The 24,498-nt window shown below is 58.7% G+C and carries 24 protein-coding genes; 12 read left to right on the forward strand and 12 right to left on the reverse strand.

The window, feature by feature from the left end; genetic code table 11:
• Positions 1–120 precede the first annotated feature (120 nt).
• Genes K1W69_RS24715 through fghA form a run of 3 tightly spaced genes read left to right on the forward strand, consistent with a single transcriptional unit; the run spans position 121 to position 2,584 of the window.
• Entirely contained in the window at positions 121–1,230 is a 1,110-nt protein-coding gene (locus K1W69_RS24715) for an S-(hydroxymethyl)glutathione dehydrogenase/class III alcohol dehydrogenase (RefSeq protein ID WP_220231145.1), read from the forward strand.
• Complete coding sequence (locus K1W69_RS24720; protein ID WP_258571348.1) at positions 1,217–1,696, forward strand: YaiI/YqxD family protein; 480 nt, start codon at positions 1,217–1,219, stop codon at positions 1,694–1,696. The genes K1W69_RS24715 and K1W69_RS24720 overlap by 14 nt, the downstream gene beginning before the upstream one ends.
• Positions 1,697–1,753: 57 nt before the next feature.
• The gene (gene fghA / locus K1W69_RS24725) at positions 1,754–2,584 is read left to right on the forward strand and encodes an S-formylglutathione hydrolase (protein ID WP_220231146.1); all 831 of its coding nucleotides are present in this window, start codon (positions 1,754–1,756) and stop codon (positions 2,582–2,584) included.
• Between the two features lie 10 nt (positions 2,585–2,594).
• Here fghA and tgt read toward each other — a convergent pair whose 3' ends face one another.
• The 5 genes from tgt to coaD all read right to left on the reverse strand — a co-directional run bounded on the left by tgt (position 2,595) and on the right by coaD (position 6,483).
• Positions 2,595–3,725 (reverse strand): tRNA guanosine(34) transglycosylase Tgt, encoded by a 1,131-nt coding sequence (gene tgt / locus K1W69_RS24730; protein WP_220231147.1) that lies wholly within the window; start codon positions 3,723–3,725, stop codon positions 2,595–2,597.
• Positions 3,718–4,815, reverse strand: coding sequence for a tRNA preQ1(34) S-adenosylmethionine ribosyltransferase-isomerase QueA (gene queA / locus K1W69_RS24735; protein WP_220231148.1), 1,098 nt, complete (start codon positions 4,813–4,815; stop codon positions 3,718–3,720). Before queA ends, tgt begins: the two co-directional genes overlap by 8 nt.
• A 65-nt stretch (positions 4,816–4,880) precedes the next feature.
• The gene (locus K1W69_RS24740; RefSeq protein WP_220231149.1) at positions 4,881–5,354 is read right to left on the reverse strand and encodes a peptidylprolyl isomerase; all 474 of its coding nucleotides are present in this window, start codon (positions 5,352–5,354) and stop codon (positions 4,881–4,883) included.
• A gap of 17 nt (positions 5,355–5,371) precedes the next feature.
• The gene (locus tag K1W69_RS24745; protein ID WP_220231150.1) at positions 5,372–5,947 is read right to left on the reverse strand and encodes a peptidylprolyl isomerase; all 576 of its coding nucleotides are present in this window, start codon (positions 5,945–5,947) and stop codon (positions 5,372–5,374) included.
• Between the two features lie 44 nt (positions 5,948–5,991).
• A complete protein-coding gene (gene coaD / locus K1W69_RS24750) occupies positions 5,992–6,483 on the reverse strand; it encodes a pantetheine-phosphate adenylyltransferase (RefSeq protein WP_220231151.1) in 492 nt (163 codons plus the stop codon).
• Positions 6,484–6,661: 178 nt separating this feature from the next.
• Here coaD and K1W69_RS27220 point away from each other — a divergent pair, with 178 nt between their 5' ends.
• Entirely contained in the window at positions 6,662–6,793 is a 132-nt protein-coding gene (locus K1W69_RS27220) for a hypothetical protein (protein WP_258571349.1), read from the forward strand.
• 382 nt (positions 6,794–7,175) lie between these two features.
• On the opposite strand, the gene gyrA is transcribed toward K1W69_RS27220, so the two are convergent.
• Positions 7,176–9,896 (reverse strand): DNA gyrase subunit A, encoded by a 2,721-nt coding sequence (gene gyrA, locus K1W69_RS24755; protein WP_220231271.1) that lies wholly within the window; start codon positions 9,894–9,896, stop codon positions 7,176–7,178.
• Positions 9,897–10,216: 320 nt separating this feature from the next.
• Positions 10,217–11,083, reverse strand: a complete 867-nt coding sequence (locus K1W69_RS24760; protein WP_258571351.1) for a Stf0 family sulfotransferase — start codon at positions 11,081–11,083, stop codon at positions 10,217–10,219.
• A gap of 58 nt (positions 11,084–11,141) precedes the next feature.
• On the opposite strand from K1W69_RS24760, the gene murA reads away from it, so the two are divergent.
• On the forward strand, positions 11,142–12,455 hold the full coding sequence (gene murA / locus K1W69_RS24765; RefSeq protein ID WP_258571352.1) for a UDP-N-acetylglucosamine 1-carboxyvinyltransferase: 1,314 nt from the start codon (positions 11,142–11,144) through the stop codon (positions 12,453–12,455).
• A gap of 6 nt (positions 12,456–12,461) precedes the next feature.
• Here murA and K1W69_RS24770 read toward each other — a convergent pair whose 3' ends face one another.
• On the reverse strand, positions 12,462–12,890 hold the full coding sequence (locus K1W69_RS24770) for a hypothetical protein (protein ID WP_370688312.1): 429 nt from the start codon (positions 12,888–12,890) through the stop codon (positions 12,462–12,464).
• A 55-nt stretch (positions 12,891–12,945) separates the two neighbouring features.
• The gene (locus K1W69_RS24775) at positions 12,946–13,422 is read right to left on the reverse strand and encodes a single-stranded DNA-binding protein (RefSeq protein WP_220231152.1); all 477 of its coding nucleotides are present in this window, start codon (positions 13,420–13,422) and stop codon (positions 12,946–12,948) included.
• 342 nt (positions 13,423–13,764) lie between these two features.
• Between K1W69_RS24775 and uvrA the strand changes: the two genes are divergently transcribed.
• Genes uvrA through K1W69_RS24790 form a run of 3 tightly spaced genes read left to right on the forward strand, consistent with a single transcriptional unit; the run spans position 13,765 to position 17,803 of the window.
• The gene (gene uvrA, locus K1W69_RS24780; RefSeq protein WP_220231153.1) at positions 13,765–16,674 is read left to right on the forward strand and encodes an excinuclease ABC subunit UvrA; all 2,910 of its coding nucleotides are present in this window, start codon (positions 13,765–13,767) and stop codon (positions 16,672–16,674) included.
• A 23-nt stretch (positions 16,675–16,697) separates the two neighbouring features.
• Entirely contained in the window at positions 16,698–17,504 is an 807-nt protein-coding gene (locus K1W69_RS24785) for a DUF72 domain-containing protein (RefSeq protein ID WP_220231154.1), read from the forward strand.
• A 2-nt stretch (positions 17,505–17,506) separates the two neighbouring features.
• On the forward strand, positions 17,507–17,803 hold the full coding sequence (locus K1W69_RS24790; protein ID WP_258571353.1) for a chorismate mutase: 297 nt from the start codon (positions 17,507–17,509) through the stop codon (positions 17,801–17,803).
• Here K1W69_RS24790 and K1W69_RS24795 read toward each other — a convergent pair.
• Entirely contained in the window at positions 17,790–18,134 is a 345-nt protein-coding gene (locus K1W69_RS24795) for a cupin domain-containing protein (protein ID WP_220231155.1), read from the reverse strand. The two genes, K1W69_RS24790 and K1W69_RS24795, sit on opposite strands and share 14 nt — an antisense overlap.
• A gap of 5 nt (positions 18,135–18,139) precedes the next feature.
• Entirely contained in the window at positions 18,140–19,633 is a 1,494-nt protein-coding gene (locus tag K1W69_RS24800) for an NAD(P)H-hydrate dehydratase (protein ID WP_220231156.1), read from the reverse strand.
• A 382-nt stretch (positions 19,634–20,015) separates the two neighbouring features.
• Between K1W69_RS24800 and K1W69_RS24805 the strand changes: the two genes are divergently transcribed.
• From K1W69_RS24805 to K1W69_RS24820, 4 genes are all read left to right on the forward strand, one after another.
• The gene (locus K1W69_RS24805) at positions 20,016–20,354 is read left to right on the forward strand and encodes a P-II family nitrogen regulator (RefSeq protein ID WP_220231157.1); all 339 of its coding nucleotides are present in this window, start codon (positions 20,016–20,018) and stop codon (positions 20,352–20,354) included.
• A gap of 59 nt (positions 20,355–20,413) precedes the next feature.
• Positions 20,414–21,823, forward strand: coding sequence for a type I glutamate--ammonia ligase (gene glnA, locus K1W69_RS24810; RefSeq protein ID WP_220231158.1), 1,410 nt, complete (start codon positions 20,414–20,416; stop codon positions 21,821–21,823).
• A gap of 138 nt (positions 21,824–21,961) precedes the next feature.
• Positions 21,962–22,252 (forward strand): putative quinol monooxygenase, encoded by a 291-nt coding sequence (locus K1W69_RS24815; protein ID WP_220231159.1) that lies wholly within the window; start codon positions 21,962–21,964, stop codon positions 22,250–22,252.
• Between the two features lie 11 nt (positions 22,253–22,263).
• On the forward strand, positions 22,264–23,037 hold the full coding sequence (locus K1W69_RS24820) for an AraC family transcriptional regulator (protein ID WP_220231160.1): 774 nt from the start codon (positions 22,264–22,266) through the stop codon (positions 23,035–23,037).
• A 31-nt stretch (positions 23,038–23,068) separates the two neighbouring features.
• Here the strand turns inward: K1W69_RS24820 and K1W69_RS24825 are convergent, their stop codons facing one another.
• Positions 23,069–24,493, reverse strand: coding sequence for a gamma-aminobutyraldehyde dehydrogenase (locus tag K1W69_RS24825; protein ID WP_220231161.1), 1,425 nt, complete (start codon positions 24,491–24,493; stop codon positions 23,069–23,071).
• Between the last annotated feature and the right edge of the window lie 5 nt (positions 24,494–24,498).

Here is a 24,498-nt window from a genome sequence, read left to right on the forward strand (position 1 = left end):
CGGCAAAGCAAATCGGCTGAAAGAGAGCACAGGCATTGACACTGTACTGTTGCTTCTTTCTCCTTTATCGAAAATACCGGTAAAACAAACAGATTCAGTCAGCCAAGGGAGAGCCAGCCGATGGATGTACGCGCGGCCGTTGCCGTTGAGGCAGGAAAACCACTCGAAGTCACCACGGTGCAGCTCGAAGGACCTCAAGAAGGCGAGGTTCTGGTCGAAATCAAGGCGACAGGCATCTGTCACACGGACGAGTTCACGCTGTCCGGAGCCGATCCCGAAGGCATCTTTCCCGCCATTCTCGGCCATGAAGGCGCAGGCATCGTCCGCGAAGTCGGCCCCGGCGTGAAATCCGTCAAACCCGGCGACCACGTCATCCCGCTCTATACGCCGGAGTGCCGGGAATGCGAATATTGCCTGAACCCGAAAACCAATCTCTGCCAGGCGATACGCACCACCCAGGGACAGGGCCTGATGCCGAACGGCACGTCCCGGTTCTCTGTCAATGGCGAGAAGATCTTCCACTACATGGGCACGTCCACCTTCGCCAACTACACGGTGCTTCCCGAGATTGCGGTCGCCAAAATCCATCCTGACGCGCCGTTCGAGAAGGTCTGCTATGTCGGCTGCGGCGTAACGACCGGCATAGGCGCCGTTATCAATACGGCCAAGGCGGAAGCCGGATGCCGGGCCGTCGTCTTCGGTCTGGGCGGCATCGGCCTCAACGTTATCCAGGGTCTGCGCCTCATCGGCGCCGAGATGATTGTCGGCGTTGATCTCAACAACGACAAGAAGGAGTGGGGCGAGAAATTCGGCATGACCCATTTCGTCAATCCGGGCGAAGTCGAAGGCGACCTCGTTCCCTATCTCGTGGATCTGACGAAGGGCGGCGCCGACTACTCCTTCGAATGCATCGGCAATACCAAGGTGATGCGCGACGCGCTTGAATGCTGCCACAAGGGTTGGGGCGAATCGATCATCATCGGCGTCGCCGGATCCGGTCAGGAAATCTCGACGCGCCCGTTCCAGCTCGTCACCGGCCGTTCCTGGCGCGGAACTGCTTTCGGCGGCGCACGGGGCCGCACGGATGTTCCGAAAATCGTCGACTGGTACATGAACGGCCAGATCGAAATCGACCCGATGATCACCCACACGCTCTCGCTCGACGAGATCAACAAGGGCTTCGATCTGATGCATTCGGGCGAATCCATCCGCTCCGTTGTCCTCTACTGACGAAAACAGGGCCGCGTCCGCCTCGATCTATGTCGATGCGGACGCCTGCCCTGTAAAGAACGAGATACTCAAGGTCGCAGAACGACACGGCATGCCGGTGATTTTCGTCGCCAACGGCGGCTTGCGCCCTTCGCGTGATCCGATGGTGAGAAACGTCATCGTTTCAGATAAATTCGACGCCGCGGACGACTGGATCGTCGAGCACGCGCAAAGCAACGATATCGTCGTTACAGCGGATATTCCGCTCGCCTCGCGTTGCGTGGAGAATGGCGCGCTCGTGCTCGGCCCGACCGGCAGGCGCTTTGACGCAGGCAATATCGGAATGGTCTCGGCGATGCGCGATCTCAATCAGCATTTGCGCGAAAGCGGAGAAATCAAGGGCTACAACGCCGCCTTCTCGTCGCGGGACAGGTCGCAATTCCTGCAAACGCTCGAAGATGTCGCACGCCAGGCCCGGAACGCCTGAGCGTCGAATATGTTAAGCATATGGTCTGAAGTGTAATAAACTGGATTGGAGACAGTCATGGAAGTCGTATCGAAATGGAAGTCACACGGTGGAACGCAAGGCGTTTACCGTCACGCCTCCAACACCTGCTCTTGCGACATGACTTTCGCCGTTTTCGTTCCGCCCGAGGCCGAGGACGGTCCCTGCCCTGTTCTCTGGTATCTTTCAGGCCTGACCTGCACCCATGCGAATGTCATGGAAAAGGGCGAATACAGAAAAATGGCTGCCGAACTCGGCCTGATCATCGTCTGCCCCGACACGAGCCCGCGCGGCGACGCGGTGGCTGATGCAGAGGGCTGGAAGATGGGAACCGGCGCAGGGTTCTATGTCGACGCCCGCGTCGATCCGTGGAAGCAGCACTATCAGATGTACAGCTATGTAACCGGCGAATTGCCGGCGCTGATCGAGAAGAACTTCCCAGTCGACATGAAGAAACAGGGCGTCTTCGGTCACTCGATGGGCGGCCACGGCGCGTTGACCGTCGCGTTGAAGAACCCTGATATCTACAAAAGCTGTTCTGCCTTTGCGCCGATCGTTGAACCCACGACAGCGGACTGGTCCGTCAAGGCGCTTGGCGCCTATCTCGGCGGCGGCCCGGAAGACTGGAAAGAATACGACGCCTGTGCGCTTGTTTCCAGCGGCGCATGGTTTTCAGAGTTCCTGATCGACCAGGGAACAGCCGACGAGTTTCTCGACGACGGCCTGCGGCCCTGGCTGTTCGAGGAAGTCTGCAAGGATGCGGGAATCCCGCTCACACTGCGGATGCAGGAGGGCTACGACCACTCCTACTATTTCATGTCGACTTTCATGGCCGATCACCTGCGTTGGCACGCCGATCGACTGAAGTAGCGCCGACGGTTCATAGCGGAGCGATGTCTCCGCGCGCCCATTGCTCCTGAACCTCGGCGGTGAAATCGCCGTAGCGCGCTTCGCCAATGGCGCCGCGAATGCCGGCCATGAGTTGCTGGTAATAGTGCAGGTTGTTCCAGCTCAGGAGCATGCCGCCCAATGTCTCGTTCGACCGAACCAGGTGGTGCAGATAGGCGCGTGAATAGTCCCGCGCGGCCGGACAGGACGATTCTTCGTCCAACGGACGCGGGTCGTCGGCGTGACGCGCATTCCTGAGATTGACCTTGCCTCTGCGCGTGTAGGCAAGGCCGTGCCGTCCGGCCCGCGTCGGCATCACGCAGTCGAACATGTCGATGCCTTCCGCCACGGAGCGCACGATGTCGTCCGGCGTCCCGACGCCCATCAGATACCGTGGTCGATCCTCCGGCAACAACGGACAGGTGGCCTGCAGCATCGCAAGCATCACGTCCTGCGGTTCGCCGACCGCGAGACCGCCGACCGCGTATCCCTTCAGATCCATCGCCGCAAGCGCGCTGGCCGAACGTTCGCGCAATGCGACGTCGTCCCCGCCCTGGACAATGCCGAACATTGCCTTGCCGGGTTGGTCGCCAAACGCCGTCTTGCAGCGCTCCGCCCATCGCAGCGACAGTTCCATCGCCCGCTCGATCTCGTCGCGTTCGGCTGGCAGCCGCACGCATTCGTCGAGTTGCATCTGGATATCGGAATCGAGCAGTCCCTGGATTTCGATAGAGCGTTCCGGCGACATGTCGTGCCGGCTTCCGTCGACATGCGACTGGAATGCGACGCCCTCTTCCGTCACCTTGCGCAGCGCCGCCAGCGACATGACCTGAAATCCGCCGGAATCGGTCAGGATCGGCTCGGGCCAGCGAGCGAATTCATGCAGACCACCCAACCGCGCGACACGCTCCGCGCCCGGTCGCAGCATCAGGTGATAGGTGTTGCCGAGAATGATATCGGCGCCGAGTTCGCGCACCTGATCCATGTACATGGCCTTGACGGTCCCGCCGGTGCCGACGGGCATGAAGGCAGGAGTGCGCACCTCGCCGCGCGGCATGGTAATCTTGCCGCTACGCGCCTTGCCGTCCGTCGACGACACCGTAAACCCGAAACCTTTAGTCATGGTCCTGTTCCGCCCGCGAAAGCAGGCTCGAATCCCCGTACGAATAAAAACGATAACCGTTGTCGATGGCGTGGCGATAGGCCGCCAGCATCGTATCGCGCCCACTGAACGCCGAAACAAGCATGAACAAGGTCGAGCGCGGCAGATGGAAATTGGTCATCAGCATATCGACACAGCGAAATTGATAGCCGGGCGTAATGAAAATATCCGTCGCGCCCCGCCATGGCCGCAACACGCCGTCTTCGCCTGCAGCCGTTTCGAGCAGTCGCAATGACGTTGTGCCGACAGACACGATCCGTCCGCCCCGTCGCCGAACCGCGTTCAACGCCTCTGCGACGCTGTCGCTGACCTCGCCGATCTCGGCGTGCATGACGTGGTTTTCCGTATCATCCGCCTTGACCGGAAGAAACGTGCCGGCGCCAACATGCAGGGTCACGAAATGCCGCTCGACGCCATGACGCTCCAGTTCTTCCAGCAGATCCTCGGTAAAATGCAGTCCGGCAGTTGGCGCCGCCACGGCGCCGTCGTGCCGCGCATAGACCGTCTGGTAGTCCGCAAGGTCGCGGCCATCCTCCGGACGCTTCGAGGCGATGTAGGGTGGAAGCGGCACATGCCCTTCCGCGGCGATCGCCCTGTCCAGTTCAGGTCCGGAAAAATCGAATTTGAGTGTGGCTTCACCGCCCTCGCCCCGGCTTTCGATGACTCCGGTCAAGGTTCCGTCGAAACAGGCCTCATTGTCCTTGCCGAATGAAAAGCGGTCGCCCGCCCTGATGCGTTTCGCGGGACGAACGAAAGCCTTCCAGCAATCATCGGCGACGCGCATATGCAGTGTCGCGGAAATATCCGAGACCGCCTCTCCATCAGGCGTTTGCCGGTGTCGCGTCCCTTCCAGTTGCGCCGGAATGACCCGCGTGTCGTTGAAAACGAGAGCGTCGCCCGGCCTCAGGAAACCGACCAGATTGCGCACGGTGTGATCGGACAGTTCACCTTGGGGGTTGACCCGCAGCAGCCTGGCGCTGTCGCGCGGCGACGCAGGCCGCAAGGCAATGCGGTCTTCAGGCAGGTCGAAATCGAAAAGGTCAACACGCATATCGTATCAATCAAAACGCCCGCGTCGGAAACGCGGGCGCTCCACAACCTCGATGAATCCGGCGATCAGAGATCGGCTGCGACCCGCATCGACGTGATGCTGTCCGGATCGCGAACCGGTTCGCCGCGCTTGATCTGATCCACTGCGTCCATGCCTTCAATGACCTGGCCCCAAACGCTGTACTGACGATTGAGGAAAGGAGCGTCATCGAAGCAGATGAAGAACTGGGAGTTGGCGGAGTGCGGGTTCTGCGCGCGCGCCATCGAGCACGTGCCGCGAACGTGGCTCATGTTGTTGAACTCGGACTGAAGGTCCGGCTTGTCCGATCCACCCATTCCGGTGCCCGTGGGATCGCCCGTCTGAGCCATGAACCCTTCAATGACGCGGTGAAACACCACGCCGTCATAGAAGTTTTCTCTGCTGAGCGACTTGATGCGCTCCACGTGTTTGGGCGCGACATCGGGAAACAGCTCGATGACGACCTTTCCCTTTGTCGTTTCCATGACGATGGTGTTTTCAGGGTCCTTGTAGTCGGCCAATAGTACTCTCCTTGTCTTCAGGAACCGGTGCGAACGGTGATCATGCGATCGGGTTCCGCGACAACGCCATTTTGCGCCTTGTCGCCAAGCTTGATGTTTTCAACGTGATCCATGCCGTCGATGACCCGGCCAAATACCGTATAATCGCCGTTCAGGAAATGGCCATCTTCCAGCATGATGAAGAATTGCGAATTCGCGGAATCCGGATTCTGCGCTCGCGCCATGCCGACAACGCCCTTGTCGAATGGCACATCGGAGAATTCCTGCTTGAGATCAGGCATATCCGATCCGCCTGTGCCGGCGCGCCGGGGCTGGAAACCCTCTTCCATGTCGCCGAACTGTACGTCGCCCGTTTGCGCCATGAAACCTTCAATCACCCGGTGGAATGCGACGTTGTCGTAAGCCCCGTCAGCGGCCAGCTTCTTGATCCTCTCGACGTGGTTGGGCGCAACATCCGGCAGCAATTCGATAACGACATCCCCGTCCTTCAAGGAAATGGTCAGGGTGTTTTCCGGCGCGACCTGCGCGTTTGCGGCGCCGACAAGACCGAACGCAAACATGGCTGCGCCCACTGCAATACTCAAGAATTTCATGGTGACTCCTGTTTTGGATCAGACGGATGGATCTCCGCGAAGCCTCAAGAATGCTTTCTGGCGAACGCCCTGAAAACCGGGCCTGGCACAAAGGCTTCGACGTCTCCGCCCATGGCCGCGATCTGCCTGACCAATGTGGCGGTAATGGGCCGGTTGACAGGGCTTGCGGGAAGAAACACTGTCTGGACTTCCGACGCCATCTGGCGGTTCATACCGGCCATCTGCATTTCGAAATCAAGATCGGTGCCATCGCGCAAACCGCGCATGAGGATGGAGGCGTTGTTTTCGCGCGCAGCGTCAACGGCGAGTTTATCGAAAGACACCACCGAGACCCGTTCCTCCTGGCCCGGCAGGGCCTCGGAAAGGGATTCAACGATCAGAGCCGCGCGTTCCTCAAAATTGAATAGCGGCTTCTTGGTGTCGTGAATTCCGATACCCACAACCAGGTGATCAACGATATTGAGACACTGCATCAGAATATCGAGATGACCGTTCGTGATCGGATCGAAGGATCCCGGATAAAAGGCTGTGGTCATTGCATCACCCCGTTTAAGGTAGCTCGTTCCTGCTGAATAGCCGGCCACTTGTCAAGCCTGACGCCAATTCTTCAATGGTTTCAGACTGTTCTTAATATGAATGGAATATGAACGCGGGCTTCAGCCGGCCTTAAGAATGCTTTTCTATTATTTAGCCAGAAATTCGAGGAGTGTAGTTATGTTCATTCTGGCAATCACAGGCGCTGCTTTCATTGCAACCGTGTTCGCGTCAGCCTTGCTTCTGGCGGCGCCGCGCGAAGAACTGGCCCCCACGCGCCCCGGCAGGCGCGCCTGGCGCCCTTCGCCATGAAATTGCCGTCAACAAGTGCAATATCACATATTTGTTGATGCATATTGCAAGCCGTGACTTCGACACTACATTAGATCAAAGTTTGCGGCGAAGGTTGCTGAACAACAACGTAACCAAGGCAAGGATGAACAGGCATGATTACGGTACTCTCAGTCTCGGCAGTTTTGATCGCAGCCATTTTGCTCGCGAACATGAGTGGAGCCGTTCTCGCCATGAAACAGCAGCAATCACGTATTGCAGTGCGGAGCCAGAGCCGTCCCCCCCGAAATGCTCGTTAGTTCCCGCTGCATAGGGTAGTTTCTGACCTCCAGTTGAAACACCCTCTACCCCGAGCCCGGATGGTTCCCCCGCCATCCGGGCTTCTTCATTGATCGGTCGTCAATCAGCTTTCGCCTTCGCCTTCGCCATCGGATGGCGCGGCGGGAGACTGATCGCCGCCTTCGATCTCTGCCTCGGCGTCGGCCTCTTCGGCTTCCTCTTCCGGTTCGTTGATCCGTTCGACGGAGACGACTGCCTCGTCCGCCGCAGTTGAAAAGATCGTCACGCCCTTCGTCGCCCTGCTGGCGATGCGGATGCCCTCCACCGGCACTCGAATGAGTTGCCCGCGATTGGACACAAGCATGATCTGGTCTTCGTTCTCGACCGGGAAAGTCGCCACAAGCGGACCGATCTCATCCACCTTGGCGGTGTCCGTCGCGCGAATGCCTTTGCCTCCACGGCCGGAAATACGGAAGTCATACGAGGACGACCTCTTGCCGTACCCCTTTTCGCTGATCGTCAGGACGAATTGCTCCCGAGCCTGCAGTTCCTGCAATCGCTCATCAGACATTTCGGACTCGACGGCTTCGGTGTCGGCGTCCTCTCCGACCAGTTCGACATCGCCCGCCCTGCTCCATTTTATGTACTGCGAGCGTTCGGCCGGCGTCGCCTCGACATGGGCGAGGATGGCCATCGAAATAACCTTGTCTCCGTCCGCCATGGCGATGCCGCGCACCCCGATCGAATTGCGGCCGGCAAAGACCCGCACATCGGTCACGGGGAAGCGAATGCACTGTCCGAGCGCAGTCGTCAGCAATACGTCGTCGAACTCGTTGCAGGTTTCGACATTCAGGATCTCGTCCTGTTCGACGTCCAGCTTCATGGCGATCTTGCCGTTGCGATTGACCTGGACGAAATCGGACAACTTGTTGCGGCGAACCGTGCCGCGGGTCGTCGAGAACATGACGTCGAGTTCGCTCCAGCTCTCCTCGTCCTCCGGCAACGGCATGATGGAGGTAATGCGCTCGCCCTGTTGCAACGGAAGCGTATTGATCAGCGCCTTGCCCCTGGATTGCGGCGTGCCGATCGGCAAGCGCCAGACCTTGAGCTTGTAGACGATGCCGCGCGAGGAGAAGAACAGGATCGGCGTATGCGTATTGGCGACAAACAGCCTTGAGACGAAATCCTCGTCGCGCGTCGACATGCCGGACCGACCCTTGCCGCCTCTGCGCTGGGCGCGATAGGTGGCGAGCGGAACGCGTTTTATGTAGCCGGAGTGCGTGACGGTGACGACCATGTCCTCGCGCGCGATGAGGTCTTCGTCCTCCATGTCCGCGCCGCCTTCGAGGATCTCCGTGCGGCGCGGCGTTGCGAACTCGTCGCGCACGTCGGTCAGTTCCTGCTTGACGATTTCCATGATCCGGATCCGGGAGGACAGGATATCCAGATAGTCCTTGATCTCGTCGCCGATCGCGTTGAGTTCGTCCGCGATTTCGTCGCGGCCAAGAGCGGTCAGGCGAGCGAGGCGCAATTCGAGAATAGCGCGGGCCTGTTCCTCGGACAGATTGTAGGTTCCATCCTCGTTGATGCGATGGCGCGGGTCGTCGATCAGCAGGATCAGCGCCTCGACATCCCTGGCCGGCCAGCGCCGTTCCATCAACTGCGAGCGTGCGGTCGCCGGATCCGGAGCGCGTCTGATAAGATTGATCACCTCGTCGATATTGGCGACGGCGATTGCGAGGCCAACGAGAACGTGGGCGCGTTCTCGCGCCTTGTTGAGCAGGAACTTCGTACGGCGGCTGACGACCTCTTCCCTGAAGGCGATGAAGGCCTTCAGCATGTCCATCAGCGTCAGTTGTTCCGGCTTGCCGCCATTCAACGCCACCATGTTGCAGCCGAACGAGGTCTGCAGCGGCGTATAGCGATAAAGCTGGTTGATCACGACATCGGCGACAGCGTCTCGCTTCAGTTCGATAACGACGCGATAGCCTTCGCGATCGGATTCGTCGCGAATGTCGGAGATGCCTTCAATCCGCTTCTCGCGCACGAGCTCCGCCATCTTCTCGATCATCCCGGCCTTGTTCACCTGGTAAGGGATTTCGGTAATGATGATGGCTTCACGCTCGTTGCGAATATGCTCGGTGGACACCTTGCCGCGCATCAGCACCGAGCCGCGCCCGGTCTCGTACGCGCTGCGAATTCCTGAACGCCCCAGAATCAGACCGCCCGTCGGAAAATCTGGTCCGGGAATGATCTGCAGGAGTTCCATCAGATCGATAGAGGGGTTGTCTATGACTGCAATACAGCCGTCGATGACCTCTCCAAGATTGTGAGGCGGTATGTTCGTCGCCATACCGACGGCGATGCCGCCGGCGCCATTGACGAGCAGATTGGGAAACCGCGCAGGCAAAACTCGCGGCTCGTTTCCGGAAGCGTCGTAGTTCTCCTGAAATTCGACCGTTTCCTTGTCGATATCCTCAAGAAGCTCGTGCGCGACCTTGGCAAGGCGCGATTCTGTATATCGCATTGCCGCCGGCGGATCGCCGTCAACGGAACCGAAATTGCCCTGCCCGTCGATGAGCGGCACGCGCATTGAAAAATCCTGCGCCATACGCACCATCGCATCATAAATCGCCTGGTCGCCATGGGGATGGTATTTACCCATGACGTCACCGATGATGCGCGACGACTTCACATACTTGCGGTTCCAGTGAAAACCGCCTTCATGCATGGCGTAGAGGATACGACGATGCACCGGCTTCAATCCGTCCCTGACATCCGGCAAGGCGCGGCTGACGATGACGCTCATCGCATAGGAAAGATAGGAGCGCTGCATCTCCTCCATGATGGATACCGGCTCGACGCCGGAAGGTCCGGAAGGCGGTGTAAGCGAATTATCGTGTTCTGACAAAAACTGGCCTGCTTAAGGATTGCGAATCGTTGCTGTCATTTATAGCCGATCGGCCGCCTGAACGCCAATCTCGGGTCACTTTTGGTTACCTTTGGTTTCTTATTTATTTCAACGGGATAAATGGCGGATGGCGCTGGCTGTAGCTAAGTCCGAAGCTGTCGCCGCGTCAAATCGGGTGAATCCGGAAATTTCGTTGCGATGGGGCGCTTTTCACCAAGGAAAGATCGCTCTGCAAAAGCCTTGCATCAGGCGCCTCAGGCGCCCTGTGTTGACAGGTAGCGCTCGACCCATTGTTGGCTGGTTTCATCCGCCAGTTTCGCGACTTGCGGTACAATCCCCTCCGCAGCTGCGCTGTTCAGACCGAGCTGCTCGAGAAGGCGCACAAGGACAGCGACAGGGTCGTCGGAAAGCTCTTTATACGTCACGCGGACAGGTGCGATCCGTTCCTTTTCGAACCAGCGTTCCCAGTCTTCGTCATAGGCTGTCAGTTCCGCCAGATTTCGGGCTATCAGATCAGCGTCATAGACCGGTTCCCGGGGTGGCGCCGTCCGCTCTATTTCGGCGCCATCCGGCGCCCGGTGCCAAAGGCCAGTCTGATTAGCCCTGACAAGCGAAACCGCCTGTCCCAATTTGTCGCCGCGGGTCAGATGTATATAAAGGGTTCGTCCAAAGGCTGCCTGCAAACGCTCGCCATCGCCGTACCGTGTCGGATACAAAACCGCCAGTTTCTTCGTGAAGAAATCGAAACTGTGCCTCTGCAGTCGCAATCCAAACATACCGGTGTCGAGACTTCCCTGCTTGATTGCAGCGCGAAAGACAGCGGCCAGTATGTCGGGCTCCGACAATCCTGTCTGCGAAGGCAGGTCGAACGTCCTCAGCCAGTCGGAGATCGAGGGTCGGTGAAACCAGGAATGAGGATTTCCGGCGACGCCTGTTGCCGACAAGAGCTGGCACAAAAGGGTGCTGCCGCTGCGCGGCGACGTACAGATAACATAAGAGTCGAATTTCGCCATTGACGTATGATAGCCTTTTGGAATGTCGGGCGTTCTAGTCAGGTGATGTTGCACTTTGATGTCCGCATGGGAACTTGCGCTCACCGGAACCTTTTTGGGTGGCGGCATGCCTCACTTCTTTGTAAGTGGTCAAACAGAATCCCTGTCAGTTGTCCCGAGCACGATCATGACCATGCCTCAAAGCCCCGATCGAATCGAATATGCGGTAGAGGGCGGACACCGTCTGTCTGGCGCGATAGAGCCCTCGGGCAACAAGAACGCCGCGCTGCCGATTATCTGCGCCGCCCTGCTGACTGACCAGCCGGTCGAACTGTCCAATGTTCCCCGTATCCGCGACGTCGAAGCCCTGATCAAATTGATACGCTCTTTGGGGGTTGAAGCGGTCTGGACCGGTCCGAACGAATTGACGATTCATGCGCAAGTCGTGCAACCGACACAACTCGACCCCGATCTGTGTTCAAGGATCAGGGCGTCGATCCTGCTTGCAGGGCCGGTGCTTTCCCGTTGCGGACAATTAACGCTGCCGCCGCCAGGTGGAGACGTTATTGGCCGGCGACGACTCGACAGCCATTTCCTGGCGCTGCAGCAGCTTGGCGCAGAGATATCTCTCAATCAGGAGATCGTCTTTCGGGCTAAACGTATGACCGGCGCAGACGTGTTTCTGGACGAGCCATCTGTGACGGCGACAGAAAACGCGCTTTGCGCTGCAGTCTCAGCCAGCGGTACCACGGTTCTGCGCAATTGCGCTTCCGAACCGCACGTTCAGGATCTGGCGCATTTTCTGAACCGGATGGGCGCCCGGATTGAAGGAATTGGTTCCAACTGCATGACGATCGAGGGCGGTCGACCGCTCGGTCGGGTCAGCCACCGTATCGGTCCGGATCATATTGAGGTTGGCTCCCTGATTGGCCTTGCGGCGGCAACAGGTTCTGAAATTCGGATTACGAATGCTGGCGTTGACCAGTTGCGTTCGACCCTGATGGGATTCGAAAAGCTCGGGATCAACTGCGCGATCGAAGGCGACGACTTGACCGTCTCCTCGGAGCAATCAAAGCTCATACAGCCGGACTTCGGCGGGCATGTTCCAAAGATCGAGGATCAGCCCTGGCCCGCCTTCCCCGCCGATACAATGTCGATTGCGATTGTTACCGCCACCCAATGCACCGGCATGGTGCTGATGTTCGAAAAGATGTTCGAATCTCGCATGTTCTTCGTCGACAAGCTTATTGCAATGGGCGCGAGGATTGTGCTGTGCGATCCACACAGGGCGGTCATCTCCGGTCCGACGCGGTTGAAGGCGGCGCGCCTGGAAAGTCCTGATATCAGGGCTGGCATGGCCATGCTCATAGCAGCCATGGCCGCAGACGGAACGTCGATTATCAACAACGCCCAGCAAATCGAACGCGGTTACGAGCGGATCGAGGAACGCCTGAACGCCATCGGCGCACGGATCACGCGAACCCCGGCCCGTCCCGCCTGACAGGCTCTATTTGCCGGCTTGCAGATCAATGGTGAATTCAGCGCCGCCGAACCCGTGAACCTTGTCGTGGCCGCGCACTGTGACGCTGTTGACGCCTTCGGGAATCTCGACGCCGGACAGGCTACGCGTAAAGGGCTGTTCCTCGACATGAGGATGCAGCAAAACGCGCTCGCCATAAACTGTTCCGTCCGGACCAACGACGTCCCAGCGGTCCGCGTAATGATCCCATCCCTCATCGTCGTGGCGCAGCGTAACGGAAAACGTCCAGCTTCCATTGGCGGCCTGCCTGGCGTCGACCGCCTGGACATCGACCTCTCCCGCAGCCGCCGTCACAGTCGCAAGACCAACGGCCACAATTACAGCCGCGCCTTTGTAAAACAATCTTGCAAAGCCCATCGTCGCCTCCTTCGTCAGGTGACGCAATCTGGCATTCACAGAGGCTCGAACAAAATCAAAATCGTGCGATGACGCCTGTCGGTGCGATCGGCGATCAAAACGGAATGTCGTCGTCCAGATCGTTCGCCATGCCACCGCCGCCGCCCTGCTGCGACGGCTGTCCGTAATCCCGGTCGTCATTGTCGCCGAAACCGCCGCCGGACTGCCCCGGATTGTCGCCCCGGCCATCCAGCATCGTCAGCGAGGAATTGAAGCCCTGCAGCACGACTTCGGTGGAATAGCGATCCTGTCCGCTCTGGTCCTGCCATTTACGGGTCTGCAACTGCCCTTCGAGATATATCTTGGAGCCCTTGCGAAGATATTGTTCGGCGATCTTGCACAGGCCCTCATTGAAGATGACGACGCGGTGCCATTCAGTTCTTTCGCGGCGTTCGCCGGAATTACGGTCGCGCCAGCTTTCCGAGGTGGCGACGCGCAGATTTGCGATCGGCCGTCCGTCTTGCGTGCGGCGAATCTCCGGATCAGCGCCGAGATTCCCCACCAGAATGACCTTGTTGACACTACCCGCCATGACTTTTCCTCACTGGATTTTGAAAAGGTTCGCCGCGTTTGGCGCGCGGCCCCTGAAATTTCGCCCGACAATAGACCAATTGACCGGCCATTGCCGGATGGAATTGCTCTTTCCACAGGAGCTTTTTGTTCCTATTATGTTCTAGTTCGTGTAAAGCTGGCTGTCAAATGATTCCCCGGCGCTGAATTCTCGCCCTGTGGTCACAAAGCTATTCGAGATTACATCTCGACATTCGATGTTCAGGAACTAGATTATGGGGCTGCACAGGAAGCGGCACGAGCCAGACTTTGGCGCTTTTCAAGACAACCGGACGCATGACCGACGGAGCGCGGACGACAAGGCATGAGCGAACTGAAGACCATATCCATACGCGGCGCCCGCGAGCACAATCTAAAGAATGTCGATCTCGATCTGCCCCGTAACCGACTGATCGTGATGACCGGGCTGTCCGGCTCCGGGAAATCTTCACTTGCCTTCGACACGATCTACGCGGAAGGCCAGCGCCGTTATGTGGAGAGTCTTTCGGCTTATGCCCGGCAGTTTCTGGAAATGATGCAGAAGCCGGATGTCGACCAGATCGACGGCCTGTCGCCCGCCATATCGATCGAGCAAAAGACCACATCGCGCAATCCGCGATCGACGGTGGGAACGGTCACCGAGATCTACGACTATCTGCGCCTTCTGTTCGCGCGCGTCGGCGTGCCCTATTCGCCTGCAACGGGTCTGCCCATCGAGAGCCAGACTGTCAGCCAGATGGTGGACCGCGTCATGATGCTGGAGGAAGGCGTTCGGCTTTATGTCCTGGCTCCGCTGGTGCGCGGTCGCAAAGGAGAATACCGCAAGGAACTCGCCGATCTGATGAAGAAGGGTTTCCAGCGCGTCAAGGTGGACGGCGAGTTCTACGAAATCGCTGATGTTCCGGCGCTGGACAAAAAATACAAGCATGACATCGACGTGGTGGTCGACCGCGTCGTCGTGCGCGACGATCTGCCAACCCGGCTCGCGGACAGCCTGGAAACATGCCTGTCGATCTCTGATGGCCTGGCGATCGCGGAATTCGCCGATCGGCCGATTGAAAACGCCGGAGAGGGCGCCAACAAGTCGAAAAACGAAACCCATGAGCGGCTGGTCTTCTCGGAAAAGTTCGCCTGCCCGGTTTCCGGATTCACCATACCGGAGATCGAGCCGAGGCTTTTCTCCTTCAACAATCCATTCGGCGCCTGCCCGTCCTGTGATGGACTTGGCACACAGCAAAAGATCGATACGACGCTGGTCATACCGGAGCCCGGACGGACCTTGCGCGACGGCGCGATCGCTCCCTGGTCGAAGTCCTCTTCGCCCTATTACACCCAGACGCTTGAAGCGCTCGGCCGCCATTTCGACTTCAAGCTCGGCTCGCGCTGGAACGAACTTCCAGAAGCTGCGCGAAATGCGATTCTCCACGGGACCGATGAAAAGATCGAGTTCCGCTACGATGATGGCCTCCGCTCCTACAAGACAACGAAAACGTTTGAGGGAATAATTCCCAATCTCGAGCGGCGATGGAAGGAGACGGATTCCGCATGGTCGCGCGAAGAGATCGAGCGATACATGACAGCCGCCCCCTGCCCCGCTTGCTCCGGTTACCGGCTCAAACCGGAGGCGCTGGCCGTCAAGATCGGCGGATTGCATATCGGCGAGGTCACGGCGTTTTCTATTCGCGACGCCGCACGCTGGTTCGAGGAACTTCCCGGAGCCCTCAACGAAAAGCAGAACGAAATCGCCGTGCGAATCCTGAAAGAAATTCGCGACCGGTTGAAATTTCTTAATGACGTGGGACTCGACTACCTGACGCTTGCCCGCAATTCCGGAACGCTTTCGGGTGGCGAGAGCCAGCGCATTCGACTGGCCTCACAGATCGGATCCGGACTGACCGGCGTTCTTTATGTGCTCGACGAACCATCCATCGGCCTGCATCAGCGAGACAATGCGCGCCTTCTGGACACGCTCAAACGCCTGCGGGACATCGGCAACACCGTGATTGTGGTCGAGCATGATGAAGACGCCATCCTCACGGCCGACTATGTCGTCGATATTGGTCCGGCCGCCGGCATTCACGGCGGCGAGGTCATTGCCCAGGGGACACCCCGAGACATTATGGCGTCACCGAAATCGCTGACCGGCCAGTATTTGTCCGGAAAGATGGAAGTGGCAGTGCCTGCCGAGCGCCGCAAGGCAAACAAGAAGCGAATGCTTTCCGTCGTCGGCGCCACGGGGAACAATCTCAAGAATGTCTCAGCCGACATCCCCCTCGGTCTGTTCACCTGCGTGACGGGCGTTTCGGGCGGCGGCAAATCGACGTTTCTCATAGAAACGCTCTACAAGGCTGCGGCGCGCCGGGTCATGGGCGCGCGCGAAAACCCGGCCCCGCATGAACGGATCGACGGACTCCAGAATATCGACAAGGTGATCGATATTGACCAGTCGCCGATCGGTCGCACGCCCCGATCCAATCCGGCCACCTATACCGGCGCTTTCACGCCGATACGCGACTGGTTCGCAGGGCTGCCGGAATCAAAGGCCCGCGGCTATCAGCCGGGCCGTTTCTCCTTCAACGTCAAGGGCGGCCGCTGCGAGGCCTGCCAGGGCGACGGCGTCATCAAGATCGAAATGCACTTCCTGCCGGACGTATACGTCACCTGCGATGTCTGTCACGGCCAGAGATACAACCGCGAAACACTGGAAGTCACATTCCGGGGCAAGTCGATCGCCGATGTTCTGGAAATGACTGTCGAGGAGGGCTGCGACTTCTTTTCTGCAGTGCCCGCCGTTCGCGACAAACTGCAGACTCTGAAACGAGTCGGGCTCGGCTACATCAAGGTGGGCCAGCAGGCCACCACGCTGTCGGGCGGCGAGGCGCAAAGAGTCAAGCTCGCGAAGGAACTGTCCAAGCGTTCGACAGGGCGCACGCTCTATATTCTGGACGAACCGACGACAGGCCTGCATTTTCATGATGTCGCCAAGCTCCTCGACGTGCTGCATGAAATCGTTAACCAGGGCAATTCGGTCGTGGTTATCGAGCATAATCTCGAAGTCATCAAGACCGCTGACCACGTCATCGATCTTGGACCGGAAGGCGGTGACGGCGGCGGAGAAATTATTGCAACGGGAACGCCGGAAGACGTCGTTCTCGAACCCCGATCCTACACGGGGCAGTTCCTTAAAGACCTACTCGAACGGCGGCCCGGCAAGGACATCGAAGCCGCCGAATAATTGATGCTGTCCTGGAGGTTTCAATGGCGAAACACGGCGTGATCCGCACGGGTATCGGCGGCTGGACATTCGAACCCTGGCGCGGAACCTTCTATCCTGCGGATTTGCGACAAAAGGACGAACTCCACTACGCGAGCCGCAAACTCGGAACAATCGAGATAAACGGCACCTACTACGGATCGCAAAAGCCGGAAACATTTGCAAAATGGGCGGCAGATGTTCCTGAAGGCTTCGTGTTTTCAGTCAAGGGCATTCGCTATGTCTCTAACCGCAAAGTGCTTGCGGATTCCGGAGAGTCCCTCGAGAAGTTCCTGAATTCAGGCGTCACCGAACTCGGCGACAGCCTCGGCCCTATTCTCTGGCAGTTCGCGCCAACCAAGAAATTCGACCCGGAAGATTTCGGCGCCTTTCTCGCCATGCTGCCGAATGAATGGAATGGCGTGGCGTTGAAACACGCCGTCGAAGTCCGGCACCCCAGCTTCTCAACGCCTGAATACGCCGACCTTTGCACGCAATACGGCGTCGCCAACGTTTATGCCGACCACTTCACCTACCCGGAGATCGCAGACGTAACGGCGCCTTTTGTCTATGCACGCTTGCAAAAAGGCGATGATGCTATTCCAACGGCTTACGAGGATAGTCAGCTCGACGTCTGTGCGCAGCGCGCCAGGCAGCGGGCGTGCGGCGAAGCGCCTTCCGGTCTTTCCTGCGCCGCAGATCCCAAATCTGACGGCAAGACCCGGGACGTCTATTTCTATTTCATCCATGAGGGTAAGGTGAATGCGCCGCAAGCCGCCCTGGCTCTGGCTGATCGCCTTGTAGGGATATGAACATGAAAACCGCCGAAGATTGCCAGACGATGGTCGACATTCGTGTCGAGATCGATCGGCTAGACCGCGATTTGATGAAACTGCTCGCGGAACGCTCAACCTATGTTGATCGCGCCGCCGACATCAAGCGCGTGACGGGAGAAGCGCCGGACACCCAATGGCGGGTGAAAGAAGTGCTGGACAATGCGCGGCGCAACGCGTCGGACAACGGCCTCGACCCGGATTTCGCAGAAGCGCTCTGGCGACATCTTTTGAAACTGTCGATCAGCCAGGAAACCGATCGCCTCAATCAGAATTAGGCGGATAGTGAACGGCCAGCCAGACAGTCGGCGGACTGTCTTGCGTCCAGGTGACACGATGACGGCAATGCGCGGGTAGAAGCAGCCAGTCGCCGGCCGATAGGTCACGTTCGTCTTCTTCCCCCTCGACGAACAGGCGCGCCGCGCCTGACACCACCATCACCCACTCGTCTCTTTCCTGATCGTACCACTCGCCTTCCGGCGTCGCCTGCCCGGTTGAAACGATACGCTCTATAAGGACGTCCCGGCTGCCGGAAAGTCGCTCGAAAATCTCTTCAGCAATCGGTCCGGCCGGTAATTTCGCGCCAATATTTCCCTCTGAAATCGTCATAACCATCAATACTCCTGAAATTCGGAAAAGGCCGGCAGGTTGTTGGCGAGGTCTTCCGCAATCAACCGCGCGCCTGCGCGGTTGGCTGCTTCTCCATGCAGCCAGGCCGCGGCGCAAGCCGCCTCGAAGCCCGGCATGCCCTGCGCAGCGAGGCCGCCAAGCAACCCGGCAAGCGTGTCGCCCGATCCGGCGGTGGCCAGCCATGGCGGGGCGTTGTCGCAGATTGCCGCCCGCCCCGACGGATCGGCGACCACCGTATCCGCGCCCTTGTAAACAACGATCGCTTCCGTCTCCCTGGCGGCGGATCGCGCCTGCTCCACCTTGGAACGCGATGCATTGGACGCAATTTGCGGAAACAGCCGCGCGAACTCTCCCTGATGCGGCGTGATAAACAGAATGGCGTCCTGCTTGGCGGCAGCCTCTGCGAGTTGATCATGATAGCCCGCAAAGGAGGTAATGCCGTCCGCGTCGAGAACGAGAGCGCGGCCTGCGCCGAGAATGCGTTCCGCAAAATCCCGCGCCTTTTCTCCCACCCCAAATCCGGGTCCGAGCACGAAACTGTTGAATCGCATGTCTTCAAGCAGGCCGTCGAGATCGGCGCCGCCATCGATTGTTCGCAGCATGATTGTCGTCAGATGCGCTGCATTGGCGGCGTTTGCGGAGGCTGGCGAAAGCACGGTCACAAGGCCCGCTCCCACGCGCAATCCTGCAATCGCCGCCAGCCGGGCGGCGCCCGTCTGGCGATAGCCACCGCTGAAAACACCGAGATGCCCGCGCGTGTACTTGTGGGAATTCGCGGCAAGCCGCGGCAGGGCGTCTCGCCACAGCGGCGGCCTGTTCAGCCAGAGACCTTCAGTCTCCGCTTCGATGCAACGGGACGGTATGCCGATGTCCGCGATTTCGAGCACACCGCAAAGGTCGCGTCCCGGCAGGAGAAAATGTCCGGGCTTGGGCGCCGCGAACGTGACGGTGCGACTTGCCCTCAAGGCCGTTCCTCTGACGCGTCCACTCTCCCCCGACAGACCGGAAGGCAGGTCGGCGGCAATGACGGGGATATCAAACGCGTTGACCGCTTCGATCACACGCACAGCAACCCCTTCGACATCCCGCTGCAAGCCGGCGCCGAACAGCGCGTCGATAACAACGCGCCCGTCAGTCGGAACATAATCCTCGAGAGAAAGGATTTCATCGCCCCAGTCGTCCCTGGCGCAGGCTGCGTCGCCCGCAAGTTTTACAGGATCGCCCAGGCTGTAACAGGCCGCACACATGCCCGACGTTTGTAGCATTTTCGCAGCGACGTAGCCGTCACCGCCATTGTTGCCGGGGCCGCACAATACGTCGACGCCCGCCGCGTCGCCGTAGTGGCGCAGGACCGACGCCGCAATGGCGGCGCCCGCCATCAGCATCAGGCGATATCCGACAATTCCGGAGTCGATTGCGCGCCGGTCGATTCGGCCCATCGCCACCGGTGTGACGACTGGTTCAAGGGCAGTTCTCATCTCTCCCGCGGTCCTTTGGACTCGGTCCGTTCCTCCCGTTGAATAGACACCAGAGCGATAACCTCTTCAATCGAATTAAGACGAGCGAAATGAAACCGATATGATTATCTTTTATGCATTTGCACATAAATAATGCATAAGCCATTGTCCTATTTATAGGACTGGCTTAGCCTGAATGTGCAAAACCGGATGCATAAGTCGGGCCATTGGGTCCAGCGCTCCCGAAACCGAGGCAACGGAGGCGGCAGCGCCCTTTGGCTGAGTTATTTTTAACCGGGCAGCTCTAATTGGCACGGCTTATGCATTCGGCTGGTGAGGTGGAGGCGAATCCGAAAAAACAGGATTTCATTCGCTTAGAAAATCAAGCAGCGAGACATTTCTGATGAAGAAGATCGAAGCAATAATAAAGCCTTTCAAGCTCGATGAAGTCAAAGAAGCGCTTCAGGAAGTCGGCCTGCAGGGCATAACCGTGACGGAGGCAAAGGGTTTTGGCCGGCAAAAGGGTCATACCGAACTCTATCGCGGGGCGGAATACGTCGTAGACTTCCTGCCGAAGGTCAAGGTCGAGGTTGTCCTTTCGGACGAAACGGTCGACGCGGCCATCGAAGCCATACGCAATGCGGCTCAAACAGGTCGTATTGGCGATGGCAAGATTTTCGTTTCGAATGTAGAGGAAGTCATCCGTATCAGAACTGGCGAAACCGGCAACGACGCCATCTGAATCGCACCGTTTCAAACCGGTGCAAAACTGCAAACCATCTCTGAAATGAGGAAGTATACATGACAACTGCTTCAGATATTCTCAAGCAAATCAAGGACAACGACGTCAAGTTCGTCGACATTCGCTTTACCGACCCGCGCGGCAAGATGCAGCACGTCACCATGGATGTCGCTGTTGTCGACGAAGACATGTTTGCTGACGGCATCATGTTCGACGGATCGTCCATTGCCGGTTGGAAGGCGATCAACGAATCCGACATGGTTTTGATGCCTGATACGGAAACCGTCCATACTGACCCGTTCTTCGCGCAGTCCACTCTCGCGATCATGTGCGACGTTCTCGACCCGATCACGGGCGAGCCCTACGACCGCGATCCGCGCAGCACGTCGAAAAAGGCCGAAGCCTACGTCAACGCATCCGGGATAGGCGACACGATCTATGTCGGTCCCGAGGCCGAGTTCTTCGTCTTCGACGACGTTCGCTTCTCCGTCGACCCCTATGACACGGGCTTCAAGCTTGACAGCTCCGAGCTTCCGTCGAACACCGGCTCCGAATACGAAGTCGGCAACCTCGGCCACCGTCCGCGCACAAAGGGCGGCTATTTCCCGGTTCCGCCGGTCGACAGCGCTCAGGACATGCGTTCCGAAATGCTGACCGTCATGGCTGAAATGGGCGTCACTGTTGAAAAGCACCACCATGAAGTGGCCGCAGCCCAGCACGAACTCGGCCTGATGTTCGACACCATGACCCGCAACGCCGACAAGATGCAGATCTACAAGTACGTCGTCCATCAGGTCGCAAACGCTTACGGCAAGACAGCGACCTTCATGCCGAAGCCGGTCTATGGCGACAATGGCACGGGCATGCACGTTCACCAGTCAATCTGGAAAGACGGCAAGCCGACCTTCGCCGGCGACGAATATGCAGGCCTGTCGGAAAGCTGCCTGTACTACATCGGCGGCATCATCAAGCACGCCAAGGCGCTGAACGCCTTCACCAACCCGTCGACCAACTCCTACAAACGTCTGATTCCGGGCTTCGAGGCGCCTGTTCTGCTCGCCTATTCGGCGCGCAACCGTTCAGCATCCTGCCGTATCCCGTTCGGCAACTCGCCGAAGTCGAAGCGTGTGGAAGTTCGCTTCCCGGATCCGACAGCAAACCCGTACCTCGCCTTCTCAGCCATGCTGATGGCCGGCGTCGACGGCATCAAGAACAAGATCCACCCTGGCGACGCCATGGACAAGGACCTTTACGATCTGCCGCCGGAAGAACTGAAGGACATTCCGACCGTTTCCGCTTCTCTGCGCGAAGCGCTTGCGGCTCTGGAAGCCGACTACGAATTCCTGACAGCCGGCGGCGTGTTCCTGCAGGATCAGATCGAAGCCTATATCGATCTGAAGATGGAAGAAGTCATCCGTTTCGAACATACGCCGCACCCGGTCGAGTTCGACATGTACTACTCCTACTGACCAACACCTGCACGACGATCAAGAAGCCGGGCCTCACGCCCGGCTTTTTTGTCCGTTTCAAGCACTTCTTTGACATGCGCGCGCAAGCGCGACGTGAAAGGATCAGGCAGGATGGAAACTCTTCAAAGGAGTGACGTCATGCTGATTGCAATTGTCGAATTCGAAGTGAACCCCTCACGCCGTCGCGCCCTGCTTGAACAAATCGAAGAGGAAGCGCGAAATGTACGCGGCATGGAAGGCAATATGGCCTACCAGGCGCTTGTCTCCGCCGCATCCGAAAGCGGGATCGTCCTTGTGCAGGAATGGCGGGATGAACCTGCTTTCGCAGAATACAGGGCAAGTGACAGTTTTTCAGCGCTGAACCAATATCTGAAGCCCGAAATGACCGGACCGCCATCGAGCCGAGCCTTTAACGCTTTGCCTGTTTGAAGATCCGCGACATGAGCCTACTATCCGGCATGTCTGTTGCGCCGTCTTACTGTTTCTACCGAACTCTCGATCCCTCTCCGCCGAGTACGATCACATTCGACCGGCATTATCTGCTCTATTCCGTACGTGGCGCTTTACGCCTGATAGACGAGGACCGTGCATGGTCGCTCCCGCCGTCCCGCGCCGCCTGGATTGCCGCGGACACGCCGATTCACTTCGAAATCAAGCACCCGGTGACGTGTTGTTCGGTGCTCTATTCCGTGGATGCAATCGACGCTCCGAACCAGGCGTTGCGTGTCTTCGAAATGAGCCCGCTTGCCCGGGACATGGTTCACGCCTGCCGGAAATGGAACGCCGACCGGCCTTTTCCCCATACCCTGGCCGACAGCATGTTCCAGACCCTGGGGCTGCTTTGCCGCGATCTTGCGGCAAGTCCGTCGAACTGCTGGATACCGCGCGGCCGAACCGATCGACTGAAGAAAGCGATCGAATTCACGGAAGCCCGTCTGGACCAATCGATCACCATTGACGAGGCGGCGTCGGCCGCGGGGCTTTCCCCGAGATCGCTGGCGCGTCGCTTTGCTGACGAAACCGGCATGACCTGGCGTCAGGTTCAGCGCCGCATGCGCATGATCAGGGCCATCGAAATCCTCGCGAACGAGGCTGATCCGGTGACCCAGGTCGCCTTTCGCACGGGGTACAATTCACTCAGCGCATTCAACGCGGCCTTTCGCGCGTTCACCGGCTGCAGCCCGAGCGAATATAGAGCGATTTCAGTCGATTGACGCGGTTATCTCTGATTTTGATTCCGCTGCCTCAGTGCGCGATCATGACATGGCGAACGGCAGTATAGTCTTCCAGCGCATAAAGCGACATATCCTTGCCGTAACCGGACTGTTTCAGGCCGCCGTGGGGCATCTCGTTCACGAGCATGAAATGCGTGTTGATCCAGGTGCAGCCGTAACGGAGCGCGGCCGCAGTCTTCATCGCCCTGGAGATATCCTTCGTCCAGACCGAAGACGCCAGACCATAGTCTGAATCGTTCGCCCAGGTTACGGCCTGTTCCACGTCGCTGAACCGCGTGACCGACACCACAGGACCGAACACTTCCCGGCGGACGATTTCGTCTTCCTGCAACGCGCCGGCGACAACGGTGGGCTGGTAGTAGAAGCCGTTGCCGCTGTGCACGGCGCCGCCGGTGGTGATTTCCATGTGCTTTTGTTCCGAAGCGCGCTGAACGAAGCTCGCGACCCGATCACGCTGGCGCTGGGAGATCAACGGCCCGATCTCGTTCTGCGCGTCGTCGTCCTGGGCGTAGGTGATCTTCGAGACCTCGCTGGTCAAATCTGCGACGAGATTGTCGTAAACCTTGTCGCCTGCATAGATGCGGCAGGCGGCGGTGCAGTCCTGCCCGGCGTTGTAATAGCCAAAGGCGCGCAGCCCTTCTACGACGGCGGATATATCGGCGTCGTCATAAACGATGACGGGCGCCTTGCCTCCGAGTTCCAAGTGTGTCCGCTTGACCGAACGCGCCGCAGCCTCAAGCACTTTCTTGCCGGTGGCGACGTCGCCGGTAATCGAGACCATATCGACCTTCGGATGATTGATGAGCGCGTTGCCGACGGTTTGTCCCCTACCGGTCACGACATTCACCACGCCTTCCGGCAGGATGTCCGCCAGTATCGTGGCGAGCTTGAGCGCGGTCAGCGGCGTCTGCTCGGAAGGCTTGAAGACAACCGTATTCCCGCCGCCGATTGCCGGCGCGAGTTTCCACGCCATCATCATCAGCGGATAGTTCCAGGGCGCAATTGAGGCGACAACACCGATCGGGTCGCGCCGGATCATCGAGGTGAAACCCTCCATATATTCGCCCGCCGCGCTTGCCGGCGTGCAGCGCACCGCCCCCGCGAAGAAACGATAGCAGTCGACGATCGCCGGAATTTCATCATCTCTGGCCGCATTGATCGGCTTGCCGCAATTGAGCGCTTCAAGCGCAGCGAAGCCGTCGGCTTCCTTCTCGATCCGGTCGGCGATCTTCAGCAAATATTCGGAGCGTTCCGCAGGCGTTGTCCGCGACCAAGTCCTGAATGCGTTCGAGGCCGCCTGCACCGCCCGGTCAATCTGCCCGGAAGATGCTTCCGGCACCTCCAGTATCGTTTCCCCGGTGCGAGGGTTCAGCACCTGTTCCGGCGTTTCCGTTCCGTCTTCAAAGCCGGATCCGATGAGCAGACTTGTATCCATGATTT

Source organism: Flavimaribacter sediminis, from assembly GCF_019492055.1.
Classification (GTDB): domain Bacteria; phylum Pseudomonadota; class Alphaproteobacteria; order Rhizobiales; family Rhizobiaceae; genus Flavimaribacter; species Flavimaribacter sediminis.